This is a genomic window from Streptomyces sp. YJ-C3, assembly GCF_053891275.1.
In genome coordinates, this window is the sequence record NZ_CM132685.1 from 7050253 (window position 1) to 7069423 (window position 19171).

Genomic DNA, 19171 nt, shown 5'->3' on the forward strand with positions numbered 1-19171 from the left:
CATGTACGTAGCGGACAGCCGCGCCACCCCCTCGGCGCCGACGTCCGCGGAGCCCGCCGCCCGGTCCTTCACCGGGCGGCGGCGCGCCGTGGGCTCCACCGTGCTCGCACTCGGCACGGTCAGCCTGATCACCGATGTGTCCTCGGAGATGGTCACGGCGGTCCTGCCGCTCTACCTGGTCGCCGGGCTCGGCCTCAGCCCGCTCGGCTTCGGCCTCCTGGACGGCGTCTACAACGGGTTCTCGGCCCTGGTCCGCCTGGTGGGCGGGCGTTTCGCGGACAGCGGCGGCGGCCGGCACAAGACGGTCGCGGTGCTCGGCTACGGCCTCTCGGCACTGTGCAAGCCGCTGCTCCTGGTGGCGGGTTCGCTGCCCCTCATCGGCGCGGTGCTCGCCGCGGACCGCACCGGCAAGGGGCTGCGCACGGCGCCGCGCGACGCCCTGATCTCCCTGTCGAGCGAACCGGCGGCGCGCGGCCGGGCGTTCGGCGTGCACCGGGCGATGGACACGGCGGGCGCGCTGCTGGGTCCCTTGGTGGCGTTCGTGATCCTGCGCCGGACGGTGGACGGGTACGACGCGGTGTTCACGGTGAGTTTCTGCGTGGCCGTGCTGGGGGTCGTGGTGCTGGTGCTGTTCGTGCCCGGGACACGGCGCTCGGCCCCGGACCCCGCTCCTCGGTCTCCGAAGGGGCTTGAGCGGGCTCAGCTGATCCGGCCCACGATCTGTGCCGCGCTCCTCGGCCTCGCCACCGTCAGCGACGCCTTCGTCTATCTCGTGCTGCAACGCCAACTGGGCGTCCCGGAGCGGTGGTTCGCGCTCCTCCCTCTGGGCACCGCGGCCGCCTTCCTGCTCCTCGCGGCGCCGCTCGGCCGGCTCTCCGACCGGGTCGGGGCCTGGCCGGTCTTCCTCGGCGGGCACCTCGCCCTGCTCACGGTGTACGCGCTCCTGCTCACCCACGCGCACAGCCCGGCGCTGCCCTGCGTCGTCCTGCTGCTCCACGGCACGTTCTACGCGGCGACGGACGGCGTCCTGATGGCGGCGGCCTCCGCCGGCCTCCCCGAGGACCGGCGCTCCTCGGGCCTCGCCGTCGTGCAGACAGGGCAGGCCGTGGCCCGGTTCGGCTGCTCCCTGGGGTTCGGCGCGGCGTGGACGGCGTGGGGCGACCGCACGGCGCTCGCGGGGGCCGCGGTCCTGCTCGCCGTCTGCGCCGCGGTGGCGTACGTCCTCCGCCCCCTCCCCCACACGAAAGCGACCGCATGACGACGACCGGCATGACGACCCGCGGCAGGCTCACGGTCCTGGTCGCGGCGGTGCTCGCCCTGGCCGCGGTGGCCACGGCCGCGGTGCTGCACGCCTCGGCCCGCGCCGACCGCAGGAACGAGGCCCGTCCGGGCGGGCCGGCCCTCACCGCGGGCACGGTCCGGCTGGACGGCGGCCCGCCCCGCCTGGTGTTCCGCAACATGGCCTGGGGCCCGCACCGCGACGAGCTGACGACGGCCCCGGCGGCGCACCCGGGCGGCCCGCGCACCGCCACCGCGACGCACCTCAAGTGCCTGCGCTTCTCTGCAAGTTCGGGCACCGGGATCTGTCTCCAAGCGGTTCACGGCACCCTCGCCGACACCTACCGGGCCACCGTCCTGGACGCCCGCCTGCGCCAGAAGGCGCACTATCCGGTGCCGGGCGTCCCGTCCCGCGCCCGGGTGTCGCCGAGCGGGCGGTACGCGGCGTGGACGGCGTTCGTCGGCGGCGACAGTTACGCGGGCACGAACTTCTCCACGCGCGCGGCGATCCTGGACACGGCCACCGGCCGGCTGACCCCGTCCCTGGAGGCGTACCGGATCGTCAAGGACGGCCACCCCTACCGGGCGGCCGACGCGAACTTCTGGGGCGTCACGTTCGCCGCCGACGACCGCCACTTCTACGCGACGCTCGCCACGCACGGCAGCACGTACCTGGTCCGCGGCGATCTGCGGGCCCGCACGGTCACGACCCTCCACCGCAACGTCGAGTGCCCGTCGCTGTCCCCCGACGGCACCCGGATCGCGTACAAGAAGCGGGTGCCCGGCCTGCCCGCGGACGCGCCCTGGCGGCTGTACGTACTGGACCTGGCCACGCTGCGGGAGACACCCCTGGCCGAGACCCGCAGCGTCGACGATCAGGCGGTGTGGAGCGACGCCCGCCATGTGACGTACGCGCTGCCGGGCGACTACGGCGCCGACCTGTACACGGTTCCGGCGGACGGCACAGGAACCGCGCGGCGCCTCATGACGGCGGCGGTCTCCCCCGCCTACCTTTGAGCGATGGACATGACCCTGGAAGTGATCCCGCTGCCGGTCTCGGACATCGACCGGGCCAAGGCCTTCTACGTCGACAAGGTCGGCTTCCGCTGCGACGTGGACCGGGAGGTGATGCCGGGCGCCCGCATCGTCCAGCTCACCCCGCCGGGCTCGGGCTGCTCGATCGTGCTCGCCGCGGGCGTCCCCATCCGGACGGGTACGCCCACCCCCGGTACGTACCACGGCCTCCAGCTCGTGGTCAGCGACATCAAGGCCGCCCGCGACGAACTGACGGAACGCGGCCTCGACGTGTCCGAGCCGGTGCAGTTCGGGGCGGACGACGGCGGCACGTTCATGTACTTCACGGACCCGGACGGCAACGGGTGGGCGATCCAGGAGTACCGGAAGCGGGCGACTGTGCCGTTGCGGGACGCGATCACCCCCTGACGCGGTTCATTTCCCGGTACAACCATCCTCGGGTGCCGGGGGTCTCGTATCCGGCCCGGCTTCCGTGCCGGGTGCAGACCCCCGATCGCAGAGAACAGAGGAAGCACCCGTTGATGCACGTACGACACCTGCTGCGCGCGACGACCGTGTCAGTGGCCCTCACGGCGACACTGCTCACCGCGGGAGGAACCGGCTCCGCCGCGACGTCCTCGTGGGAACTGTCCCTTTCAGGTGACAGCGCGGCGGAGTCCCTGATGTCGGTCTCGGCGGCCGACGCGGACCACGCCTGGGCGGTCGGCAGGAAAGCCATGCACGGCGTCATCATGCGCTGGGACGGCGGGAGCTGGAGCGCGGACACCGCTCCCGGGCTGCCCGACGTGTGGCAGTGGTCGGCGGTGAGCGCCGTCTCCGCCGATGACGTGTGGGCGTACGGATCGGACGAGGACAGCCAGACCCTCGTCCACTACGACGGCGAGCGCTGGAGCACCGTCCCCACGGTGGGCGCCCTGGACAGGTCCTGGCCCGAGGTTCCGCTCGACGCCGTCCCCGGGCGCCTGTTCAAGGGCGGCGACGCCCTGTACACCTACGCCGACGGCAGCTGGCAGACGTTCGCGCTGCCGCCGCTCGTCGACATCAGGGACATCGACGCCGTCTCGGCGGACGACGCCTACGCGACCGGCATGCAGTACCCGGTGAACGGCGGTCACCCCGTCGTCTACCACTGGGACGGCACCACCTGGACCCTGCTGCCGCAGCCTCCCATGAGGACGGGCACCGACGCCGCCGAGATCGTCGCGACCGCGGACGGCAGTGTGTACGTGGGCGGATGGGCCGAGGCCGAGAACGCCGGCGCGCCCGTCCCCGGCATCGTGCGCTGGGACGGAACCGACTGGCAGGACGTCACCGGCTCGCTCGGCGAGCTGTACCTCGAATCCATCGCCTCGGACGGCGCCGGGGGGCTGTGGGCCACCGGGTCGGACAAGAGCAACGGGGTGCGGTCCGAGCCCTTCGTCTGGCACTACGACGGAACGGCCTGGACCAAGCAGGCAGCGGCACTGGCGCCCGACGCCGAGCCCCGGTGGCCGTCGTACTGGCTCCACGACCTGGCGCCGGCCGGTGACTCCGGGACCTTCTGGGCCGTCGGTGACTACGACACCCCGATGGACGGGCAGGGCGACACGGAGATCCACGGCCTGATCGAACGTTCCACGACGACGGGCAACTGACGCCGGACCGCGGAACGCCGCTGGGGCCGACGGTCCATGACCGTCGGCCCCAGCGGCTGAATCTCCCCGAAAGACGTGCGAGCCGCGCCTACAGCACCGGAAGGTTCTTCCGCAGCTCGAACGCCGTGACCTCCGAGCGGTACTCCTCCCACTCCTGCTTCTTGTTGCGCAGGAAGAAGTCGTACACGTGCTCCCCGAGCGTCTCCGCGACCAGTTCCGAGCGCTCCATCAGGGCGATCGCCTCGCCGAGGTTCTGCGGGAGGGGCTCGATGCCCATCGCGCGGCGTTCGGCGTCGGAGAGGGCCCAGACGTCGTCGTCGGCGCCGGGCGGGAGTTCGTAGCCCTCCTCGATGCCCTTGAGGCCGGCGGCCAGGAGGACGGCGTAGGTGAGGTACGGGTTGGCGCCGGAGTCGATCGAGCGGACCTCGACGCGGGCCGAGCCCGTCTTGCCGGGCTTGTACATGGGCACGCGGATGAGCGCCGAGCGGTTGTTGTGGCCCCAGCAGATGTAGGACGGGGCCTCGCCGCCGGCGCCCGCGGTGCGGCCGCCGCCGCCCCAGATGCGCTTGTAGGAGTTGACCCACTGGTTGGTGACCGCGGAGATCTCGGCGGCGTGCTTCAGCAGGCCCGCGATGAAGGAGCGGCCGACCTTGGAGAGCTGGTACTCGGCGCCCGACTCGTAGAACGCGTTCCGGTCGCCCTCGAAGAGCGAGAGGTGCGTGTGCATGCCCGAGCCGGGGTGGTCGGAGAACGGCTTCGGCATGAAGGTGGCCTGGACGCCCTGCTCCAGCGCGACCTGCTTCATGACCAGGCGGAACGTCATGATGTTGTCGGCGGTGGAGAGCGCGTCGGCGTAGCGCAGGTCGATCTCCTGCTGGCCGGGGGCGCCCTCGTGGTGGCTGAACTCGACCGAGATGCCCATGGATTCGAGCATGGTGATCGCCTGGCGGCGGAAGTCCATGCCGACGTTCTGCGGGGTGTGGTCGAAGTAGCCGGAGTTGTCGGCCGGGGTCGGGCGGGTGCCGTCGAGCGGCTTGTCCTTGAGGAGGAAGAACTCGATCTCGGGGTGGGTGTAGAAGGTGAAGCCGAGGTCGGAGGTCTTGGCGAGGGCGCGCTTGAGGACGTAGCGCGGGTCGGCGAAGGACGGGGAGCCGTCGGGCATGAGGATGTCGCAGAACATGCGCGCGGTGCCGGGGGCCTCGGCGCGCCACGGCAGGACCTGGAACGTGCCCGGGTCCGGCTTGGCGATCATGTCGGACTCGTAGACCCGGGCGAAGCCCTCGATGGCCGAGCCGTCGAAGCCGATGCCCTCGTCAAAGGCCTGTTCCAGCTCTGCGGGGGCCACGGCCACCGACTTGAGGAAGCCCAGCACATCCGTGAACCACAGGCGTACGAACCGGATGTCGCGCTCCTCGAGAGTCCGGAGCACGAATTCCTGCTGCTTGTCCATCTTCCGCTTCCACCCATCCTTGCTGGTCAGGCCGCCTGCTCCCATGCCATCGAAAGGCCTGGTCACATCCCACCACACGCCCGTTTCGTGCGCGTTGCCGACCTTGATCATCCTTGATCGGCCGGTGTCGAGTTCATAGTGCCTGTTGAACCCCCTCCGCCCATAGTGCCTGCCGTTCCGGAGACCGACGACACCACCTCCCGCGCCCCCGTTTTCCCCACTACGATCAGCGGGCCCGCCCGTCTCATCCTTTTCTCAGAAGGACACTCCATGGGTTCCGCCAAGAACACGTCCGCCGCGCCGTCCCGCAAGGACCGCATAGAGGAGATGCGCCGCGTCGAGCGTGCCCGTCAGCGCCGCGGCCGGATCGCGATCATCACGGTGAGCACGGTCGTCGTGGCGGCTCTCATAGGAGTGGGCGCCTGGGCCGTCACCAAGAGCGGTGACGACGGCGCCTCCGACCAGGCCGACGCGAAGTCCGGCGCCGGCCACTTCTCGTACGACAAGAACGGTGTCGGCACCTGGAGCGGGAAGCTCACCCGCAACCACGTCACCAAGAAGGTCGCCTACCCGATGACCCCGCCGGTCGGCGGCGACCACAACCCGGTGTGGATGAACTGCAACGGTGACGTCTACGGCAAGGCCGTCCCGGACGAGAACGCCGTGCACGCCCTGGAGCACGGCTCCGTCTGGGTGACGTACAACGACAAGGCCGCCGACGCGGACGTGAAGGCGCTCGCCGCCAAGGTGAAGCGGACGCCGTACTCGCTCATGAGCCCGGTGCAGAACCAGAAGGATCCGATCATGCTCAGCGCCTGGGGCCACCAGCGCACGGTCAAGAGCGCGTCGGACCCGGCGGTGGCGTCCTTCTTCGACACGTTCGTGCAGGGCAAGCAGACGCCTGAGCCGGGCGCGTCCTGCACCGGCGGCCTCGCCCAGTGAGGCGTCGGACCGGATGGCTCGTCTCCGTGGCCGCGGCGGTCGCCGTGGCCACGGGCGCGGTCACGTACGCCGTCGCCGACGGGGACGGCGGCCCCGCCGACCTGAAGGTGCCGGCGGCCGAGTCCGCGGACGCCGGGTTCGCCCGCGACATGGCGGTGCACCACCAGCAGGCCGTCGAGATGTCGTACATCGTGCGCGACCGCACGAAGGACGAGGAGGTGCGCCGCCTCGCGTACGACATCGCGCAGACCCAGGCCAACCAGCGCGGGATGCTGCTCGGCTGGCTCGACCTGTGGGAACTGCCGAAGGTGTCGCAGAAACCGCCGATGGCCTGGATGGGGATGGCCGACGCGCCGGCCGGCGAGGACGGTGCGCTGATGCCGGGCATGGCGACCAACACGCAGCTCGACCAGTTGCGCAAGGCCGGTGGCCGGCAGGCCGAGGTCCTGTACCTGCGGCTGATGATCGCCCACCACAAGGGCGGCGTGCACATGGCCGAGGGGTGCGTGCGGCGGTGCGTGGTCGGGGCCGAGCGGCGCCTGGCGCGCGGCATGGTGGCCTCCCAGCAGTCCGAGATCGACCTGATGACGGGGATGTTGAAGGACCGGGGCGCCCGGCCGTAGCCGTTCCGGGATCGACCGTAGTTCCCAAATCGGTTGATCCCGAACGGACTTGAGCCGACTTGACGCCTTCTTGATCGATCCATTCCCCCCGCGTGAACGGTTCCTGGCGAGAGTGGGGCCCTCTGGGTGTGCATTACACCTGCACCTCACCCAGGGGTTCCATGAGACCAGGGGGTTCTATGAGATCCATCCGCGGCACACGCCGCACCCGGGCCGGCCTGAGCCTGGCAGCGACACTGCCGCTGCTCGCCGGCGCCCTCGCCCTCGCCGCGCCGGCCGCCCAGGCCGACACGGGCCGCGCCACCCTCTCCGGCACGAAGCCGCTGTGGGCCACCGGTACGGCCGACAAGGGCGCCACGGCGAACGGCAACCAGGTCGACGCCCGTGTCTACCTCGCCGGCCGGGACGCCAAGGGGCTGGCCGCGTACGCGAAGGCCGTGTCCGACCCGTCGTCGGCCTCGTACGGGAAGTACCTGAGCGCCAAGGAGGCGCAGGCCCGGTTCGGCGCCACGAAGGCGCAGATATCCGAGGTCACGGCCTGGCTGAAGTCCGCGGGCCTGACCGTGACCGGCACCAGCACGCACTACATATCCGTGTCGGGTGACGTGGCGGCCGCCGAGAAGGCGTTCGGCACGCAGCTGCACAACTACACCAAGGGCAAGCACACCTACCGCGCGCCCTCCGGCGCGGCGTCCGTGCCCGCCTCGCTCGACGGCGCCGTACTGACCGTCACCGGTCTGGACAGCGCGCCGCACAAGGCCGACCACCAGGACGAACTGCCGCCTCCGGACGCGGTGTTCCGCAACGCCGGGCCGTTCTCCTCGTACTACGGCTCGAACACCGCCAAGAGCCTGCCCTCCGTGGACGGCAAGAAGATCCCGTACGCCGTCAAGGGCTACACCGGCAAGCAGCTGCGGGCCGCGTACGGTGCGGGCAAGGCCACCGGCAAGGGCGTGCGGGTCGCGATCACCGACGCGTACGCCTCGCCGACCATCGCACAGGACGCCGAGAAGTACGCGGCCAAGCACGGTGACGCGGCGTACGGCGACGGGCAGTTGAACCAGATCCTGCCGAAGACGTACACGAAGACCGAGGAGTGCGGCGCGGCCGGCTGGTACGGCGAGGAGACCCTCGACGTCGAGGCCGTGCACGCGGTGGCGCCGAAGGCGAACATCACCTACGTCGGCGCGTCCTCCTGCTACGACGACGACCTGCTCGACTCGCTCGGCAAGATCGTCGACAAGCACCTGGCCGACATCGTCTCCAACTCGTGGGGCGACATCGAGGCCAACCAGACGCCGCAGCTCGCCGCCGCGTACGACCAGGTCTTCCAGCTGGGCGCGATCGAGGGCATCGGCTTCTACTTCTCGTCCGGCGACAACGGCGACAACGTCGCCTCCACCGGTACGAAGCAGGTCGACACGCCGGCGAACTCGGCGTGGGTCACCGCGGTCGGCGGTACCTCGCTGAACGTCGGCAAGGGCGACACGTACCAGTGGGAGACCGGCTGGGGCACGGACAAGGCCAACCTGTCGGCGGACGGCAAGAGCTGGACCGACTTCCCGGGCGCGTACACCTCCGGCGCGGGCGGCGGCACCAGCAGGACGGTCCCGCAGCCCTTCTACCAGAAGGGTGTCGTCCCGAACGCGCTGGCCAGGGCCAACGGCGGCCGCAACCGCGTCGTGCCGGACATCTCGGCGATCGCCGACCCCAACACCGGTTTCCTGGTGGGCCAGACGCAGACCCTGCCCGACGGCTCGCTCGGCTACGACGAGTACCGCATCGGCGGTACGTCGCTGGCGGCGCCGGTGATCGCGGGCGTGCAGGCGCTGGCGCAGCAGGAGCGGGGCGGCCGGGCGATCGGTTTCGCCAACCCGGCGATCTACGACCGGTACGGGTCGAAGGCCTACCACGACGTGACGGACCACCCGGTCAAGGGTGACCTCGCCGTGGCGCGGGTCGACTTCGCGAACGGCTTCGACGCGTCGGAGGGCCTGCTCACCTCGGTGCGCAGCCTGGGCAAGGACGCGTCCTTGAAGGCGGTCCGGGGCTATGACGACGTGACGGGGGTCGGTTCGCCGGCGCCGGGTTACGTGTCGTCGTACTCCCGCCACTGATCCCCTCCGGGGTGCGACTGGCGCCCGTCCCGCCGGGGTTGATCCGGCGGGACGGGCGCCTTTGCGCGTACCGGGTGGCTGTCCGGTCGGCGGGCGCGGGTGCGTGGTGGCTTCTCGCGCAGTTCCCCGCACCCCTGAGATGCGCACTTCGTGCGGCATCTCAGCGATGAGGCAGCAGCGAAGCTGCATGCCTCAGGGGCGCGGGGCTGTGTCGATCAGCGGCTCCGCCGCGGGGCGCGACCAGCCACGACGAAACCGGTGGCCGCCACCCGCACGGGACCCCGCAGACGAGCGGGCGCCCCCGTTCAAGCGACCCGCACCATGTCCCCCCGCCCGGTCCGGCCCCGCAGCTCCGAGCCGCGGACCAGCCGCTCGACCTCCTCCACCGCGTACAGACCGAGCCGCCGCACCTCACTCCCCTGCGCCCCGGCGATGTGCGGAGTCACCAGCACATTCGGCAACGACAACAGCGGATGCCCCGCGGGCAACGGCTCCGGGTGCGTGACATCGAGGTACGCCGAGAGCCGCCCGGACCCGCACTCAGCGGCCAGCGCCTCCGTGTCGAGCAACGCCCCCCGCGCCGTATTGACGACCACACCACCGTCCGGGATCAGCGCGAGCATCTCCGCGCTCAACAGGCCCTGCGTCGCGGGCAGTTGAGGCGCGTGCACACTGACGATCCCGCTGCGCCGGCACAGCTCGGCGAGCCCGACCCGCTCCACCCCCATCAGCGCGGCCTCGGCCCCGTCGACGTACGGGTCGCACAGCAGGACCCGGTACCCCGCCTCGTCCGCACGCAGCGCCTCGATCACCCGGCGCCCGATGCGTGACGCCCCGATGATCCCGACGACCCGCGCGTCCGCGCCGACCCGCTCGGTGAACCCGGGCCAAGCCGACGCGTAGGTCCCGGCCGTGGCGAGCGCCCCCTTCGCCGCGAAGGTGATCGCGGCGAGGGTGAAGGCCACGACGGGCCCCGCGTTGGCGTCGGCGGCCGAGGAGACGAGCAGCCCGCGCTCCCACACGGCGTCGGTGACGATCGGGCGGACCGACCCGGCGGCGTGCACCACGGTCGTCAGCCGCGGCGCGGCCGCGAGGACCTGTCGGGTGAGCGGCGGGCAGTCCCACCCGGTGACCAGGATCTCCGTCGCGGCCAGCACCTCCATGGCGTCCGGTCCGTCGAGCGCCCCGGTCAGCGGCGGCGCCGCCAACCGGGTGCTGCGGCCGAGCCGGTCCCGCAGGTCGGGCGGGAAGACCCGCTCCACCACCTGGGCGCCCATGGCCAGGGCCGCGGTCGGTCGGTGTGCCGTCACTCGGTTCCACCCCTCGTTGCAGAAACTCTGTAACCGGTTACTCAAGTCCATCAGGAGGCTAGGCACTTGGGGTGTCAAGGGTCAAGACATCGCGATGCCAGAGGGGTTGACCGTTCGTAGTAACCGTTTTAGATTCCGGCACACCTTGTTCCCACGACGGAGGGGTTCCCGTGCCCACTGTGGCGAAGGAAAGGCCCGACACCGGGGCGATGGAACCCCCCGGCGAGCCGCAAATCGGGTCAACTGCCCGCACAATCAAACGCGATACGAAGTGGAAACGGTTTTACAGCAGTCGCGTGCTCCTGCTGCTCATGGTCCCCGGCCTCGTGTACTTCCTGGTCTTCCACTACGGCGCCTTCGTCGGCAACGTCGTGGCGTTCAAGGAGTACGACCCGTTCGCCGGGCTGTGGGGCAGTTCATGGGTCGGCTTCGGCAACTTCAGCCGGATGTTCGGCGACCCGGACTTCTGGCACGCGACGTGGAACACCCTCTACATCGCCGTGCTCCAGCTGGTGTTCTACTTCCCGGTGCCGCTGGCGATCGCGCTGCTGCTGCACAGCCTGACGTCCGATCTGCTGCGCCGCTTCGTGCAGTCCGTCGTCTACCTGCCGCACTTCCTGTCGTGGGTGATCGTCGTCGCCCTGTTCCAGCAGGTCCTGTCCGACACCGGCCTGTTGAACAGCTTCCTCGGCGACTCCGGTCTGCACACCGTCGACATCATCGGCAACCCGGACGCCTACCGCCCGCTGGTCGTCGCCGAGGTGATCTGGAAGGACGCCGGCTGGGGCACGATCATCTTCCTGGCCCCCCTGATGCAGGTCGACGAGCAGAGTTACGAAGCCGCCGCGATCGACGGGGCCGGGCCCTGGCGCCGGTTCTGGCACGTCACGCTGCCCTCGATCCGCCCGATCGTCGTGCTGCTGCTGATCATGCGGCTCGGCGACATCCTCTCCGTGGGCTTCGAGCAGATGCTGCTGCAGCGGCAGTCGGTGGGCCCGGAGGTCGGCGAGGTCCTCGACACCTTCGTCTTCTGGCAGGGCATCGTCGGCGGCGACATCGGCTACGCCACCGCAGCCGGGCTCTTCAAGGGCCTCATCGGCGCGGCACTCGTGTTCGTCGCCAACCGCATCGCGCACAAGCTCGGCGAGCAGGGGGTCTACAAGTGAGCACGTCCGCGGGAACTCCCGTCCGTCCCGCATGGATGGAGAAGCCGAAGCCCGTCACCAGGGCCGCCAAGGGCCTCGCCGTGATCGTGCTGCTGTGCCTGGTCCTCGTACCGTTCCTGGTGATCGTCTCCACGTCGCTCGCCTCGAACAAGGAGGTCGTCGCCAACGGCGGCTGGGTGCTGTGGCCGAGCGATCCGACGCTGCGCGCCTACGAGAACATCCTCAGCGGCGGCATCGTGACGAAGGCGCTCGGCGTGAGCGTCGGCATCACCGTCATCGGCACGCTGCTGTCGCTGGCCTGCACCGCGTTCCTGGCGTACGCGCTCAGCCGCCCCGGCGTCTACGGCGGCAAGCCGGTGCTGCTGCTCGTGCTGTTCACGTTCCTCTTCCCGCCCGGCATGATCCCCGCGTTCCTGCTGGTCAAGGGGCTCGGGATGCAGAACATGTACGCGGCGGTCATCGCCCCGTGCCTGATCAACGTCTTCAACCTGGTGGTGCTGCGCGGCTTCTTCCAGGGGATCCCGGAGGAGCTGTACGAGGCGGCGCGGCTGGACGGGGCCGGTGACTGGGCCACGTTCTGGCGGATCGCGCTGCCCCTGTCGAAGGCCGCGCTCGCCGTCGTCGGCCTGTTCTACGCGGTCAGCTACTGGAACTCGTGGTTCACCGCCTCGATCTACCTGGAGTCCGACCACTGGCCGCTCTCCCAGGTGCTGCGCACGTACGTGATCGGGGGCGCGCAGATCGCGGACACGGGCCTGAGCGAGGCCGGCATGGTCTCGGCGCCGCAGACGACACAGATGGCCGTCCTGGTGATCGCCGTCGTGCCGATCCTCCTCGTCTACCCCTTCCTGCAGAAGTACTTCACCAAGGGCGTGCTCACCGGCGCCATCAAGAGCTGAGCCCGCGCAGCCGTCTCCCCCGTCTTCAACTTCCTTGAGCCGAAGGGTCCTTCCACCATGTCCGCTTCCTCCCTGTCGCGCCGCACCCTGCTGCGCTCCATCGCCGTCGGCGGCGCCGCGGTCGCCGTGCCGTCCCTGCTCACCGGGTGCTCGACCGAGAGCGGTGGGGGCGCCTCCGTCGGCAACAAGGGCACGAAGGCGGCGCCCTGGCCGACGTACGCCGCGGCCGGCGGCCCGGCCCCCGATCTCGCGCCGACCGCCGAGGGGGTCCAGGCCGGCTTCCTCACGTACCCGGAGAAGCTGGTGAAGGCCGTCGCCGAGAAGCCCGGCACCGGCAAGGAGAAGGTCCGGATCATCTCCATCACGTACGGCACACCGCCCAAGCCGGCCTCGCAGAACAAGTACTGGGCCGCCCTGAACGAGGCGCTCGGCGTCGAGGTCGAGTTCACGGTGGTGCCGGACGCCGACTTCCGCACCAAGATGGCCACGCTGATGGCCGGGGACGACCTGCCCGACATCATCGCGATCGGCGGCGGCTACACGCTGCCGCGCGAGGCCCAGTTCGTGAAGTCGCGGTGCGCCGACCTGACCGAGTACCTGTCGGGCGACGCCGCGAAGGACTATCCGCACCTCGCGGCCATCCCGACGTACGCCTGGGACGGGATGGGCCGGATCGCCGGGCGCATCTACGGTGTTCCGGTGGAGCGGCCCAAGCCGCAGGACACCCTGTTCCTCAACCAGGAGGCCTTCGCGAAGGCCGGCTTCGAGCAGGGCATGTCGGCCCAGGACTTCGCCACGGTGGCCAAGGCCGCCACGGGGCGCCGCAAGTGGGGTCTCGGTGCCTCCACCACCAGCTACTTCGGCTACAAGACGCACGCCATCTGGCACGGGACGCCGAACGAGTGGCGCATCAAGGGCGGCAAGGCCGAGTACTTCGCGGGCACCGACGAGTTCAAGACCGCCCTGGAGTACATGGCGAAGCTGCGCGCGGCAGGCGCCTACTACCCCGAGGCGACGTCCGTGTCGCAGGTCGATCTGAAGACGCAGTTCTACAACGGCACCGCCCTGTCGATGACCGACGGCTTCGGCGCGGCGATCTCCAACGCGCAGGGCATCAAGGACGCGTACACCCTGGACGTCGCGCAGCCCTACGTCGTGGGCGGCGCCCAGCAGTTCCAGCAGAGCCGCGGCATGTTCGGCTACACGGCCCTGAAGAAGGCCTCCAAGGACCGCGTCAAGCTGATGCTGCGCATCCTGGACTGGCTGGCCTCGCCGTTCGGCTCAAGGGAGTTCGAGCTGCTGCACTACGGCGTCGAGGGCACGCACTTCAAGCGCGACAAGGAGAACAACCCGATCGCGACGGAGCTGGGTCTGGTCGAGTCGGCGACCAACCTTCCCCTGACCAAGGTCGCGGACGCCCCGCAGCCGCTGTACTACCCGGGCTACGCGGACCTCACCAAGCGGGTGCACGCCTGGCAGCAGAAGATCGTGCCGATGATGGTGCCCAACGACCGGTGGGGTCTGCAGTCCGACACGTTCAACCGGCAGGGTGCCACCCTCGACCAGATCATCAACGACGGTGTGACAGCGGTGGTGTCAGGCCGCAAGAAGGTCTCCGACTGGGACGGCATCTACAAGAAGTGGCTCGCCCAGGGCGGCCGGAAGGCCCTGGACGAGTTCGGTGAGGAGTACGAGGCGGCCCACTGACCCGGCTGACCTAGGCGAGGGCACACGCGATGATGGTGCGGGGCACGGGTCCCGCACCATCGGACTTGAGGGAGTCAGAGTGGGCGAGCGCAGCGAGGCGGGGGCACCCCCGGCCGGCGGCGGGCGGGCGACGATCCGCGACGTGGCGGCGCGCGCGGGGGTCTCCGTGGCGACGGTGTCGCGGGTCCTCGCGGGCAACTACCCGACGTCGGCCGCCTCGCGTGCGAAGGTGCTGCGCGCGGCGAAGGACCTCGACTACGTGGCCAACGCGCACGCCCGCGCGCTCGCGGGCGCGGGCCGCAAGACCATCGCCGTGCTGATGCTCGACGTGGTGAGCTCCTTCTACGCGGCCGTCGCGCAGGGCGTCGAGAAGGAGGCCGCCCAGCACGACCGGCTCACTCTCGTCGCGTCGACCGGCGCGGACCCGGCCCGGGAGCTGGCGCTGGTGCAGATGATGCGCGAGCAGGCCGCGGAGGCGGTCGTGCTGGTCGGCGGGGTCGTCGAGGACGCCGCGTACCGGGAGCGGATGGCCCAGTACGCGCAGTCGCTCGCGGCCGCCGGTTCCCGGCTGGTGCTGTGCGGCCGGCCCGCGCCCGCGCCGAACGTGCCCGCGGTCGTCGTGGAGTACGACAACGAGGCCGGCGCCCACGCGATCACCAGCCATCTGCTGGGCGCGGGCCACCGCAGGATCGCGCTGATCGGCTACCAGCCCGGCAACACGACGGGCGAGGACCGGGTCCGCGGCTATCTGCGGGCCCTGGAGGACCACGGTGTCCCCAGGTCGGACGCGCTGCTGCACGGGATCGGCTTCGGCCAGATCAACGGCGACGAGGCGATCCGCGACCTGCTCGACAAGTGCGACGGCAGACCCGATTTCACGGCCGTGTTCGCGGGCGACGACCGTGTGGCCGCCGCCGCGGTGAAGGCCCTCGGGGAGTACGGGCTGCGCGTCCCGGAGGACGTCTCGGTGGTCGGCTACAACGACGATCCGGTGGCCACCGACATGACCCCTGGCCTGACCACGGTGCACATCCCCGGTGAGGAACTGGGCCGCACCGCGGTCCGCCTCGCTCTCACCGGATCGGGCCGGACCGGTCAGCAGCGCCAGCTCCTGGGCACGCACATAGTGATCCGCGACAGCGTGCGCCGCCTCACTCCGTAGCGGCCGTGGGGCCGGCCGGGTCCCGGTGGTCGGGGTGGATCCAGCTCGGCTTGCGGTACTTGAGGAACGCGGCCGGGGCCGCGATGCCGAGCAGCAGCAGACCGCCGCCGACGATCAGCAGATAACGCCACAGCGGCCCGGTGTCGTACTGGTCCGGCGGCACGAACCCGATGACGAGCGCGAGCACCGAGGCCACGAAGCCGACGCCCGCGAAGACCGTGACGGCCGGCACGACGAAGCCGCGCGGCACGTCCGGCTGGGTGCGGCGCAGCCGGACGACGGCCAGGAACATCAACAAGTAGGCGACCAGGTAGATCTGGATGGTGATGACGGAGAACATCCAGTACTGGCTGGAGACGTTGTCGCTGAAGGCGTACAGGATGCCGATGAGGGTGGTCAGCACGCCCTGGGCGACCATCACGTTCTGCGGCACGCCGTGCTTGTTGAACTTCTGCAGGAACGGCGGCAGATAGCCCTCCTGGCGGGCGAGCAGCACGAGTCCCTTGGCGGGGCCCGAGAGCCAGGTCAGCATGCCGCCGAGCGCCGCGCACACCAGCATGATGCCGACGATCTTCGTCATCCAGCCCACGTGGAAGTGGTCGAAGAACGCCTGGAAGGCCTGCATCAGACCGGCGGTCAGGCTGAGCTCCTTGGACGGCATGACCCAGCTGATCGCGAGCGCCGGGAGGATGAAGATCAGCAGGACGAGGCCGGTGGCGAGGAAGACCGAGCGCGGGTACTCGCCGCGCGGGTTGCGGAGCGACGACACATGGACGCCGTTCATCTCCATGCCCGCGTAGGAGAGGAAGTTGTTGACGATGAGGACGAGGCTGGCGAGGCCGGTCCACGGGGGCAGCCAGTGGTCCGCGCTCATCGGGGCGGCCGACGGGTTGCCCTGTCCGAGGAAGACGATGCCGAGGACGACGAGCACGACGCCCGGGACGAGGGTGCCGATGACGAGCCCGAGCGAGGACAGTCCGGCGACGGTCTTCGTACCGCGCGAGCTGACCCACACCCCCGTCCAGTAGATGACGACGATGCAGATGGCCACGTACAGGCCGTTCTCGGCGAGGCTCGGGTGGATGACGTACGCGAACGTGGACGCCACATAGGCGAGCAGGCTCGGGTAGTAGGCGATGGTCATGGCGAACTGGCACCAGACGGCGACGAACCCGAGCGGTTTGCCGAGCGCCTCGCTGACCCAGCGGTAGATGCCGCCGGTCCAGCCGGAGGCCAGTTCGGCGCCGACGAGGGCGGTGGGCAGCAGGAAGACGACGGCCGGGAGCAGATAGAGGAAGATCGCGGCGAGGCCGTAGATCGCCATGGTGGGCGAGGGCCGCAGACTCGCCACGGAGGCGGTCGTCATCAGGCCGAGCGTCACCCAGGAGATGAACTGGCGCCGTGTGCCGTCGTCGCCGACCGCCTCGCCCCGCTCCGTTTTGTCCGTAGTCGTCATGCGCTCATGATCGGCGGAGGGTGCGACCCCCGCATGTCTTCCCATACCGGGTGGGGGTAGGGTGCGGCCCATGGCTACGACGAGGGGCGGCACGGGCCGGGGACAGCTGCTGCTGTTCGTGGCGCTGCTCCTGGGGATCGTGGGGATGCACACGCTGGGGCATCCGTCGGAGCATGCGGCGATGCCCGCCTCGGCCATGAATGCTCCGGCCATGACCGGTCCGGCGATGGCTGCTTCGACGACGACCGCTCCGGCGAACGCTTCGGCGATGACGCACGCCGGGGCGCCCGTCGCCGCGCATGAGCACCGGTCCCCCGCCGGCAGCGGTATGGATCCGCTGAGCGTGTGCCTCGCCGTGCTCGGGTCGTTCACGCTGCTGTTGCTGACGGCGGCGACGGTGCTGCGGGCGGTGCGGGCGCGGGGCCCGGTGCGGCCGGTCGTGCGGGGCCTGGCGTTCGCCCACCGACCGCACCCTCCCCCGCCGCGCGCCCTCTTGTCCCGGCTGTCGGTGCTGCGCATTTAGGCCTGCGCACCGGCTGCTTCGCGCTGCCCGGACATCCCGGCGGGTCCGAGTGGAACCTGATCAGGCCGAGCGGTGTATCAGAAGCAGCAGATGAGTTCGCCCACTGCACGCAGCACGCACGACACCGACATCGAGGTGCAACTCAGCCATGCGCGACACACGTCACCTGCCCGGCCCGCCGTCCCGCCGGACCCTGCTCGGCGCATCGATCGCCGCGGCCGGCACGGGAGTTCTGGCCGCCTGTTCCGGTTCCGGTTCCGGCTCCGGGCACGGCGGCCACGGCTCGGGCGGCGCCACGCCCGAGGGATACGTCGACCCGGCGGGTAAGGAGGTCGCGGCCGCGGAGCGGAGGCGCGGCCGAGGCCCGGTCCGCTCGGTCCGGCTGACGGCCGCCGCGACCCCGCTGGACCTGGGCGACCGCACGGTCAGGTCCTGGTCGTACGGGGGCGACCTGCCCGGCAAGGAGATCCGGGTGACCGCCGGGGACACGCTCGCCGTGACCCTCGCCAACCACCTCCCGCAGCCCACGTCCCTGCACTGGCACGGCCTCGCCGTGCGCAACGACATGGACGGCGTGCCCGGTCTCACCCAGAAGTCCGTCGCCCCCGGGGCCGACTTCACGTACCGCTTCGCGGTGCCGCACGCGGGCACGTACTGGTTCCACCCGCACTCCGGCACGCAGCAGGACCGCGGGCTGTACGCGCCGCTGATCGTGGACGACCCGAAGGAGCCCCTCGCGTACGACAAGGAGTGGGTGATCGTCCTCGACGACTGGGTCGACGGGGTGGCCGGCTCGACCCCGGACGCGGTGCTGGCCGAACTCCGCGGCGGCATGGACCACTCGGGCGGCTCGGGAGACTCCGGCCACTCCGGCCACGACATGTCGGGGATGCGCGGCATGGCGATGACGGAGTCGTCCGGTACGCCCGCGCCGTCGGCCTCCGGCCCGTCCCGGATGATGATGGGCGCGCGGAGCGATCTGCTCGGCGGCGACGCGGGCGACGTGGCGTACCCGCACTATGTGGTCAACGGGCGTACGGCGAAGGCCCCTTCCTCCTTCACGGCCCGCCCGGGCGACCGCATCCGCCTGCGGATCGTCAACGCGGGCGGGGACACGGCCTTCCGGGTCGCGCTGGGCGGCCACGAGATGACGGTGACGCACACGGACGGCTTCCCGGTGCGGCACGCGAAGACGGACGCGCTGCTGCTCGGCATGGGCGAGCGGTACGACGTCCTGGTCACGGCGGGCGACGGTGTCTTCCCGCTGACGGCGCTGGCGGAGGGCAAGAAGGCCTCGGCGCTCGCGGTGCTGCGTACGGGGGCGGGGGCGGCGCCCTCGGCGACGGTCCGGCCCAAGGAGCTGGACGGGCGGCTGCTGACCGCCGAAATGCTCCGGGCGGACGCCTCGGTGGCCCTGTCGTCCCGCGAGCCGGACCGCACGATCAGGCTCCAGCTGACCGGGGGCATGGCGAGGTACGACTGGGCCTTCGACAAGAAGCCCTATGCGGCGGACCGGCGTCATCCGGTCCGCGCGGGCGAGCGGGTCCGTCTGGTCTTCGCCAACTCGACCTCGATGTGGCACCCGGTCCATCTGCACGGCCACACGTTCGCCCTGGCGAACGTGGCGGGCGGCCCCCGCAAGGACACGGCGATCGTCCTGCCGAACGGGACGCTGACGGTGGACTTCGACGCGGACAACCCGGGCCTGTGGATGATCCACTGCCACAACGTCTACCACGCGGAGGCGGGGATGATGACGGTCCTGGGATACCGCCGCTGACCCGGGCGGCACCGCCCCGGGCGGCCTGACCCGGCCCTGTTGTGCCGGGGCCGGGCGGGCCGCCCGGCCCCGGCACGGGACCTTCCCGG

The 19171-nt window shown here is 70.9% G+C and carries 16 protein-coding genes; 13 read left to right on the plus strand and 3 right to left on the minus strand.

From position 1 onward, the window contains the following. Position 1: 1 nt before the first annotated feature. The 4 genes from ACVHNB_RS31715 to ACVHNB_RS31730 all read left to right on the plus strand — a co-directional run bounded on the left by ACVHNB_RS31715 (position 2) and on the right by ACVHNB_RS31730 (position 3947). Positions 2 to 1258 carry an MFS transporter gene (locus tag ACVHNB_RS31715; protein WP_456226417.1) on the plus strand — a complete coding sequence of 419 codons (1257 nt, stop codon included), beginning with the start codon at positions 2 to 4 and terminating at the stop codon, positions 1256 to 1258. 11 nt (positions 1259 to 1269) lie between these two features. After that, positions 1270 to 2295, plus strand: a complete 1026-nt coding sequence (locus tag ACVHNB_RS31720; protein ID WP_428957684.1) for a TolB family protein — start codon at positions 1270 to 1272, stop codon at positions 2293 to 2295. A gap of 3 nt (positions 2296 to 2298) precedes the next feature. Then, on the plus strand, positions 2299 to 2721 hold the full coding sequence (locus tag ACVHNB_RS31725; protein ID WP_428955087.1) for a VOC family protein: 423 nt from the start codon (positions 2299 to 2301) through the stop codon (positions 2719 to 2721). Between the two features lie 113 nt (positions 2722 to 2834). After that, positions 2835 to 3947, plus strand: a complete 1113-nt coding sequence (locus tag ACVHNB_RS31730) for a hypothetical protein (RefSeq protein WP_456226418.1) — start codon at positions 2835 to 2837, stop codon at positions 3945 to 3947. Positions 3948 to 4035: 88 nt separating this feature from the next. Here the strand turns inward: ACVHNB_RS31730 and ACVHNB_RS31735 are convergent, their stop codons facing one another. Beyond that, positions 4036 to 5397, minus strand: a complete 1362-nt coding sequence (locus ACVHNB_RS31735) for a glutamine synthetase family protein (protein ID WP_428955085.1) — start codon at positions 5395 to 5397, stop codon at positions 4036 to 4038. Between the two features lie 270 nt (positions 5398 to 5667). Between ACVHNB_RS31735 and ACVHNB_RS31740 the strand changes: the two genes are divergently transcribed. From ACVHNB_RS31740 to ACVHNB_RS31750, 3 genes are all read left to right on the plus strand, one after another. Continuing rightward, positions 5668 to 6339 (plus strand): DUF3105 domain-containing protein, encoded by a 672-nt coding sequence (locus tag ACVHNB_RS31740; RefSeq protein WP_428955084.1) that lies wholly within the window; start codon positions 5668 to 5670, stop codon positions 6337 to 6339. Then, positions 6336 to 6962: a DUF305 domain-containing protein gene (locus ACVHNB_RS31745; RefSeq protein ID WP_428955083.1), complete on the plus strand. Its 627-nt coding sequence runs from the start codon at positions 6336 to 6338 to the stop codon at positions 6960 to 6962. Before ACVHNB_RS31740 ends, ACVHNB_RS31745 begins: the two co-directional genes overlap by 4 nt. A 179-nt stretch (positions 6963 to 7141) precedes the next feature. After that, positions 7142 to 9079 (plus strand): S53 family peptidase, encoded by a 1938-nt coding sequence (locus tag ACVHNB_RS31750; protein ID WP_456226419.1) that lies wholly within the window; start codon positions 7142 to 7144, stop codon positions 9077 to 9079. 305 nt (positions 9080 to 9384) lie between these two features. On the opposite strand, the gene ACVHNB_RS31755 is transcribed toward ACVHNB_RS31750, so the two are convergent. After that, positions 9385 to 10356, minus strand: coding sequence for a hydroxyacid dehydrogenase (locus ACVHNB_RS31755; RefSeq protein ID WP_456228973.1), 972 nt, complete (start codon positions 10354 to 10356; stop codon positions 9385 to 9387). Between the two features lie 344 nt (positions 10357 to 10700). On the opposite strand from ACVHNB_RS31755, the gene ACVHNB_RS31760 reads away from it, so the two are divergent. From ACVHNB_RS31760 to ACVHNB_RS31775, 4 genes are all read left to right on the plus strand, one after another. After that, positions 10701 to 11555 carry an ABC transporter permease gene (locus ACVHNB_RS31760; protein ID WP_456228974.1) on the plus strand — a complete coding sequence of 285 codons (855 nt, stop codon included), beginning with the start codon at positions 10701 to 10703 and terminating at the stop codon, positions 11553 to 11555. 35 nt (positions 11556 to 11590) lie between these two features. Then, the gene (locus tag ACVHNB_RS31765; protein WP_456228975.1) at positions 11591 to 12454 is read left to right on the plus strand and encodes a carbohydrate ABC transporter permease; all 864 of its coding nucleotides are present in this window, start codon (positions 11591 to 11593) and stop codon (positions 12452 to 12454) included. Positions 12455 to 12511: 57 nt separating this feature from the next. Then, positions 12512 to 14161 carry an extracellular solute-binding protein gene (locus ACVHNB_RS31770; protein ID WP_456226420.1) on the plus strand — a complete coding sequence of 550 codons (1650 nt, stop codon included), beginning with the start codon at positions 12512 to 12514 and terminating at the stop codon, positions 14159 to 14161. 79 nt (positions 14162 to 14240) lie between these two features. Next, the gene (locus ACVHNB_RS31775) at positions 14241 to 15323 is read left to right on the plus strand and encodes a LacI family DNA-binding transcriptional regulator (RefSeq protein ID WP_456226421.1); all 1083 of its coding nucleotides are present in this window, start codon (positions 14241 to 14243) and stop codon (positions 15321 to 15323) included. Here the strand turns inward: ACVHNB_RS31775 and ACVHNB_RS31780 are convergent. Then, entirely contained in the window at positions 15313 to 16779 is a 1467-nt protein-coding gene (locus ACVHNB_RS31780) for an APC family permease (protein WP_456226422.1), read from the minus strand. The two genes, ACVHNB_RS31775 and ACVHNB_RS31780, sit on opposite strands and share 11 nt — an antisense overlap. Positions 16780 to 16849: 70 nt before the next feature. Between ACVHNB_RS31780 and ACVHNB_RS31785 the strand changes: the two genes are divergently transcribed. Both ACVHNB_RS31785 and ACVHNB_RS31790 read left to right on the plus strand, forming a co-directional pair. Beyond that, the gene (locus ACVHNB_RS31785) at positions 16850 to 17302 is read left to right on the plus strand and encodes a DUF6153 family protein (protein WP_428955078.1); all 453 of its coding nucleotides are present in this window, start codon (positions 16850 to 16852) and stop codon (positions 17300 to 17302) included. Positions 17303 to 17450: 148 nt separating this feature from the next. Then, positions 17451 to 19082 (plus strand): multicopper oxidase family protein, encoded by a 1632-nt coding sequence (locus ACVHNB_RS31790; protein WP_456226423.1) that lies wholly within the window; start codon positions 17451 to 17453, stop codon positions 19080 to 19082. The last annotated feature ends 89 nt before the right edge of the window (positions 19083 to 19171 follow it).

Excerpts from the sequence above, each read along its gene's own strand:
- ACVHNB_RS31720 (WP_428957684.1), top strand. The coding sequence starts at position 1,270 with ATGACGACCCGCGGCAGGCTCACGGTCCTGGTCGCGGCGGTGCTCGCC.
- ACVHNB_RS31730 (WP_456226418.1), top strand. The coding sequence starts at position 2,835 with ATGCACGTACGACACCTGCTGCGCGCGACGACCGTGTCAGTGGCCCTC.
- ACVHNB_RS31790 (WP_456226423.1), top strand. The coding sequence starts at position 17,451 with ATGCGCGACACACGTCACCTGCCCGGCCCGCCGTCCCGCCGGACCCTG.
- ACVHNB_RS31735 (WP_428955085.1), bottom strand. The coding sequence starts at position 5,397 with ATGGACAAGCAGCAGGAATTCGTGCTCCGGACTCTCGAGGAGCGCGAC.
- ACVHNB_RS31750 (WP_456226419.1), top strand. The coding sequence starts at position 7,142 with ATGAGATCCATCCGCGGCACACGCCGCACCCGGGCCGGCCTGAGCCTG.
- ACVHNB_RS31765 (WP_456228975.1), top strand. The coding sequence starts at position 11,591 with ATGGAGAAGCCGAAGCCCGTCACCAGGGCCGCCAAGGGCCTCGCCGTG.
- ACVHNB_RS31760 (WP_456228974.1), top strand. The coding sequence starts at position 10,701 with ATGGTCCCCGGCCTCGTGTACTTCCTGGTCTTCCACTACGGCGCCTTC.
- ACVHNB_RS31725 (WP_428955087.1), top strand. The coding sequence starts at position 2,299 with ATGGACATGACCCTGGAAGTGATCCCGCTGCCGGTCTCGGACATCGAC.
- ACVHNB_RS31755 (WP_456228973.1), bottom strand. The coding sequence starts at position 10,356 with ATGGGCGCCCAGGTGGTGGAGCGGGTCTTCCCGCCCGACCTGCGGGAC.
- ACVHNB_RS31740 (WP_428955084.1), top strand. The coding sequence starts at position 5,668 with ATGGGTTCCGCCAAGAACACGTCCGCCGCGCCGTCCCGCAAGGACCGC.
- ACVHNB_RS31785 (WP_428955078.1), top strand. The coding sequence starts at position 16,850 with ATGGCTACGACGAGGGGCGGCACGGGCCGGGGACAGCTGCTGCTGTTC.
- ACVHNB_RS31770 (WP_456226420.1), top strand. The coding sequence starts at position 12,512 with ATGTCCGCTTCCTCCCTGTCGCGCCGCACCCTGCTGCGCTCCATCGCC.
- ACVHNB_RS31780 (WP_456226422.1), bottom strand. The coding sequence starts at position 16,779 with ATGACGACTACGGACAAAACGGAGCGGGGCGAGGCGGTCGGCGACGAC.
- ACVHNB_RS31715 (WP_456226417.1), top strand. The coding sequence starts at position 2 with ATGTACGTAGCGGACAGCCGCGCCACCCCCTCGGCGCCGACGTCCGCG.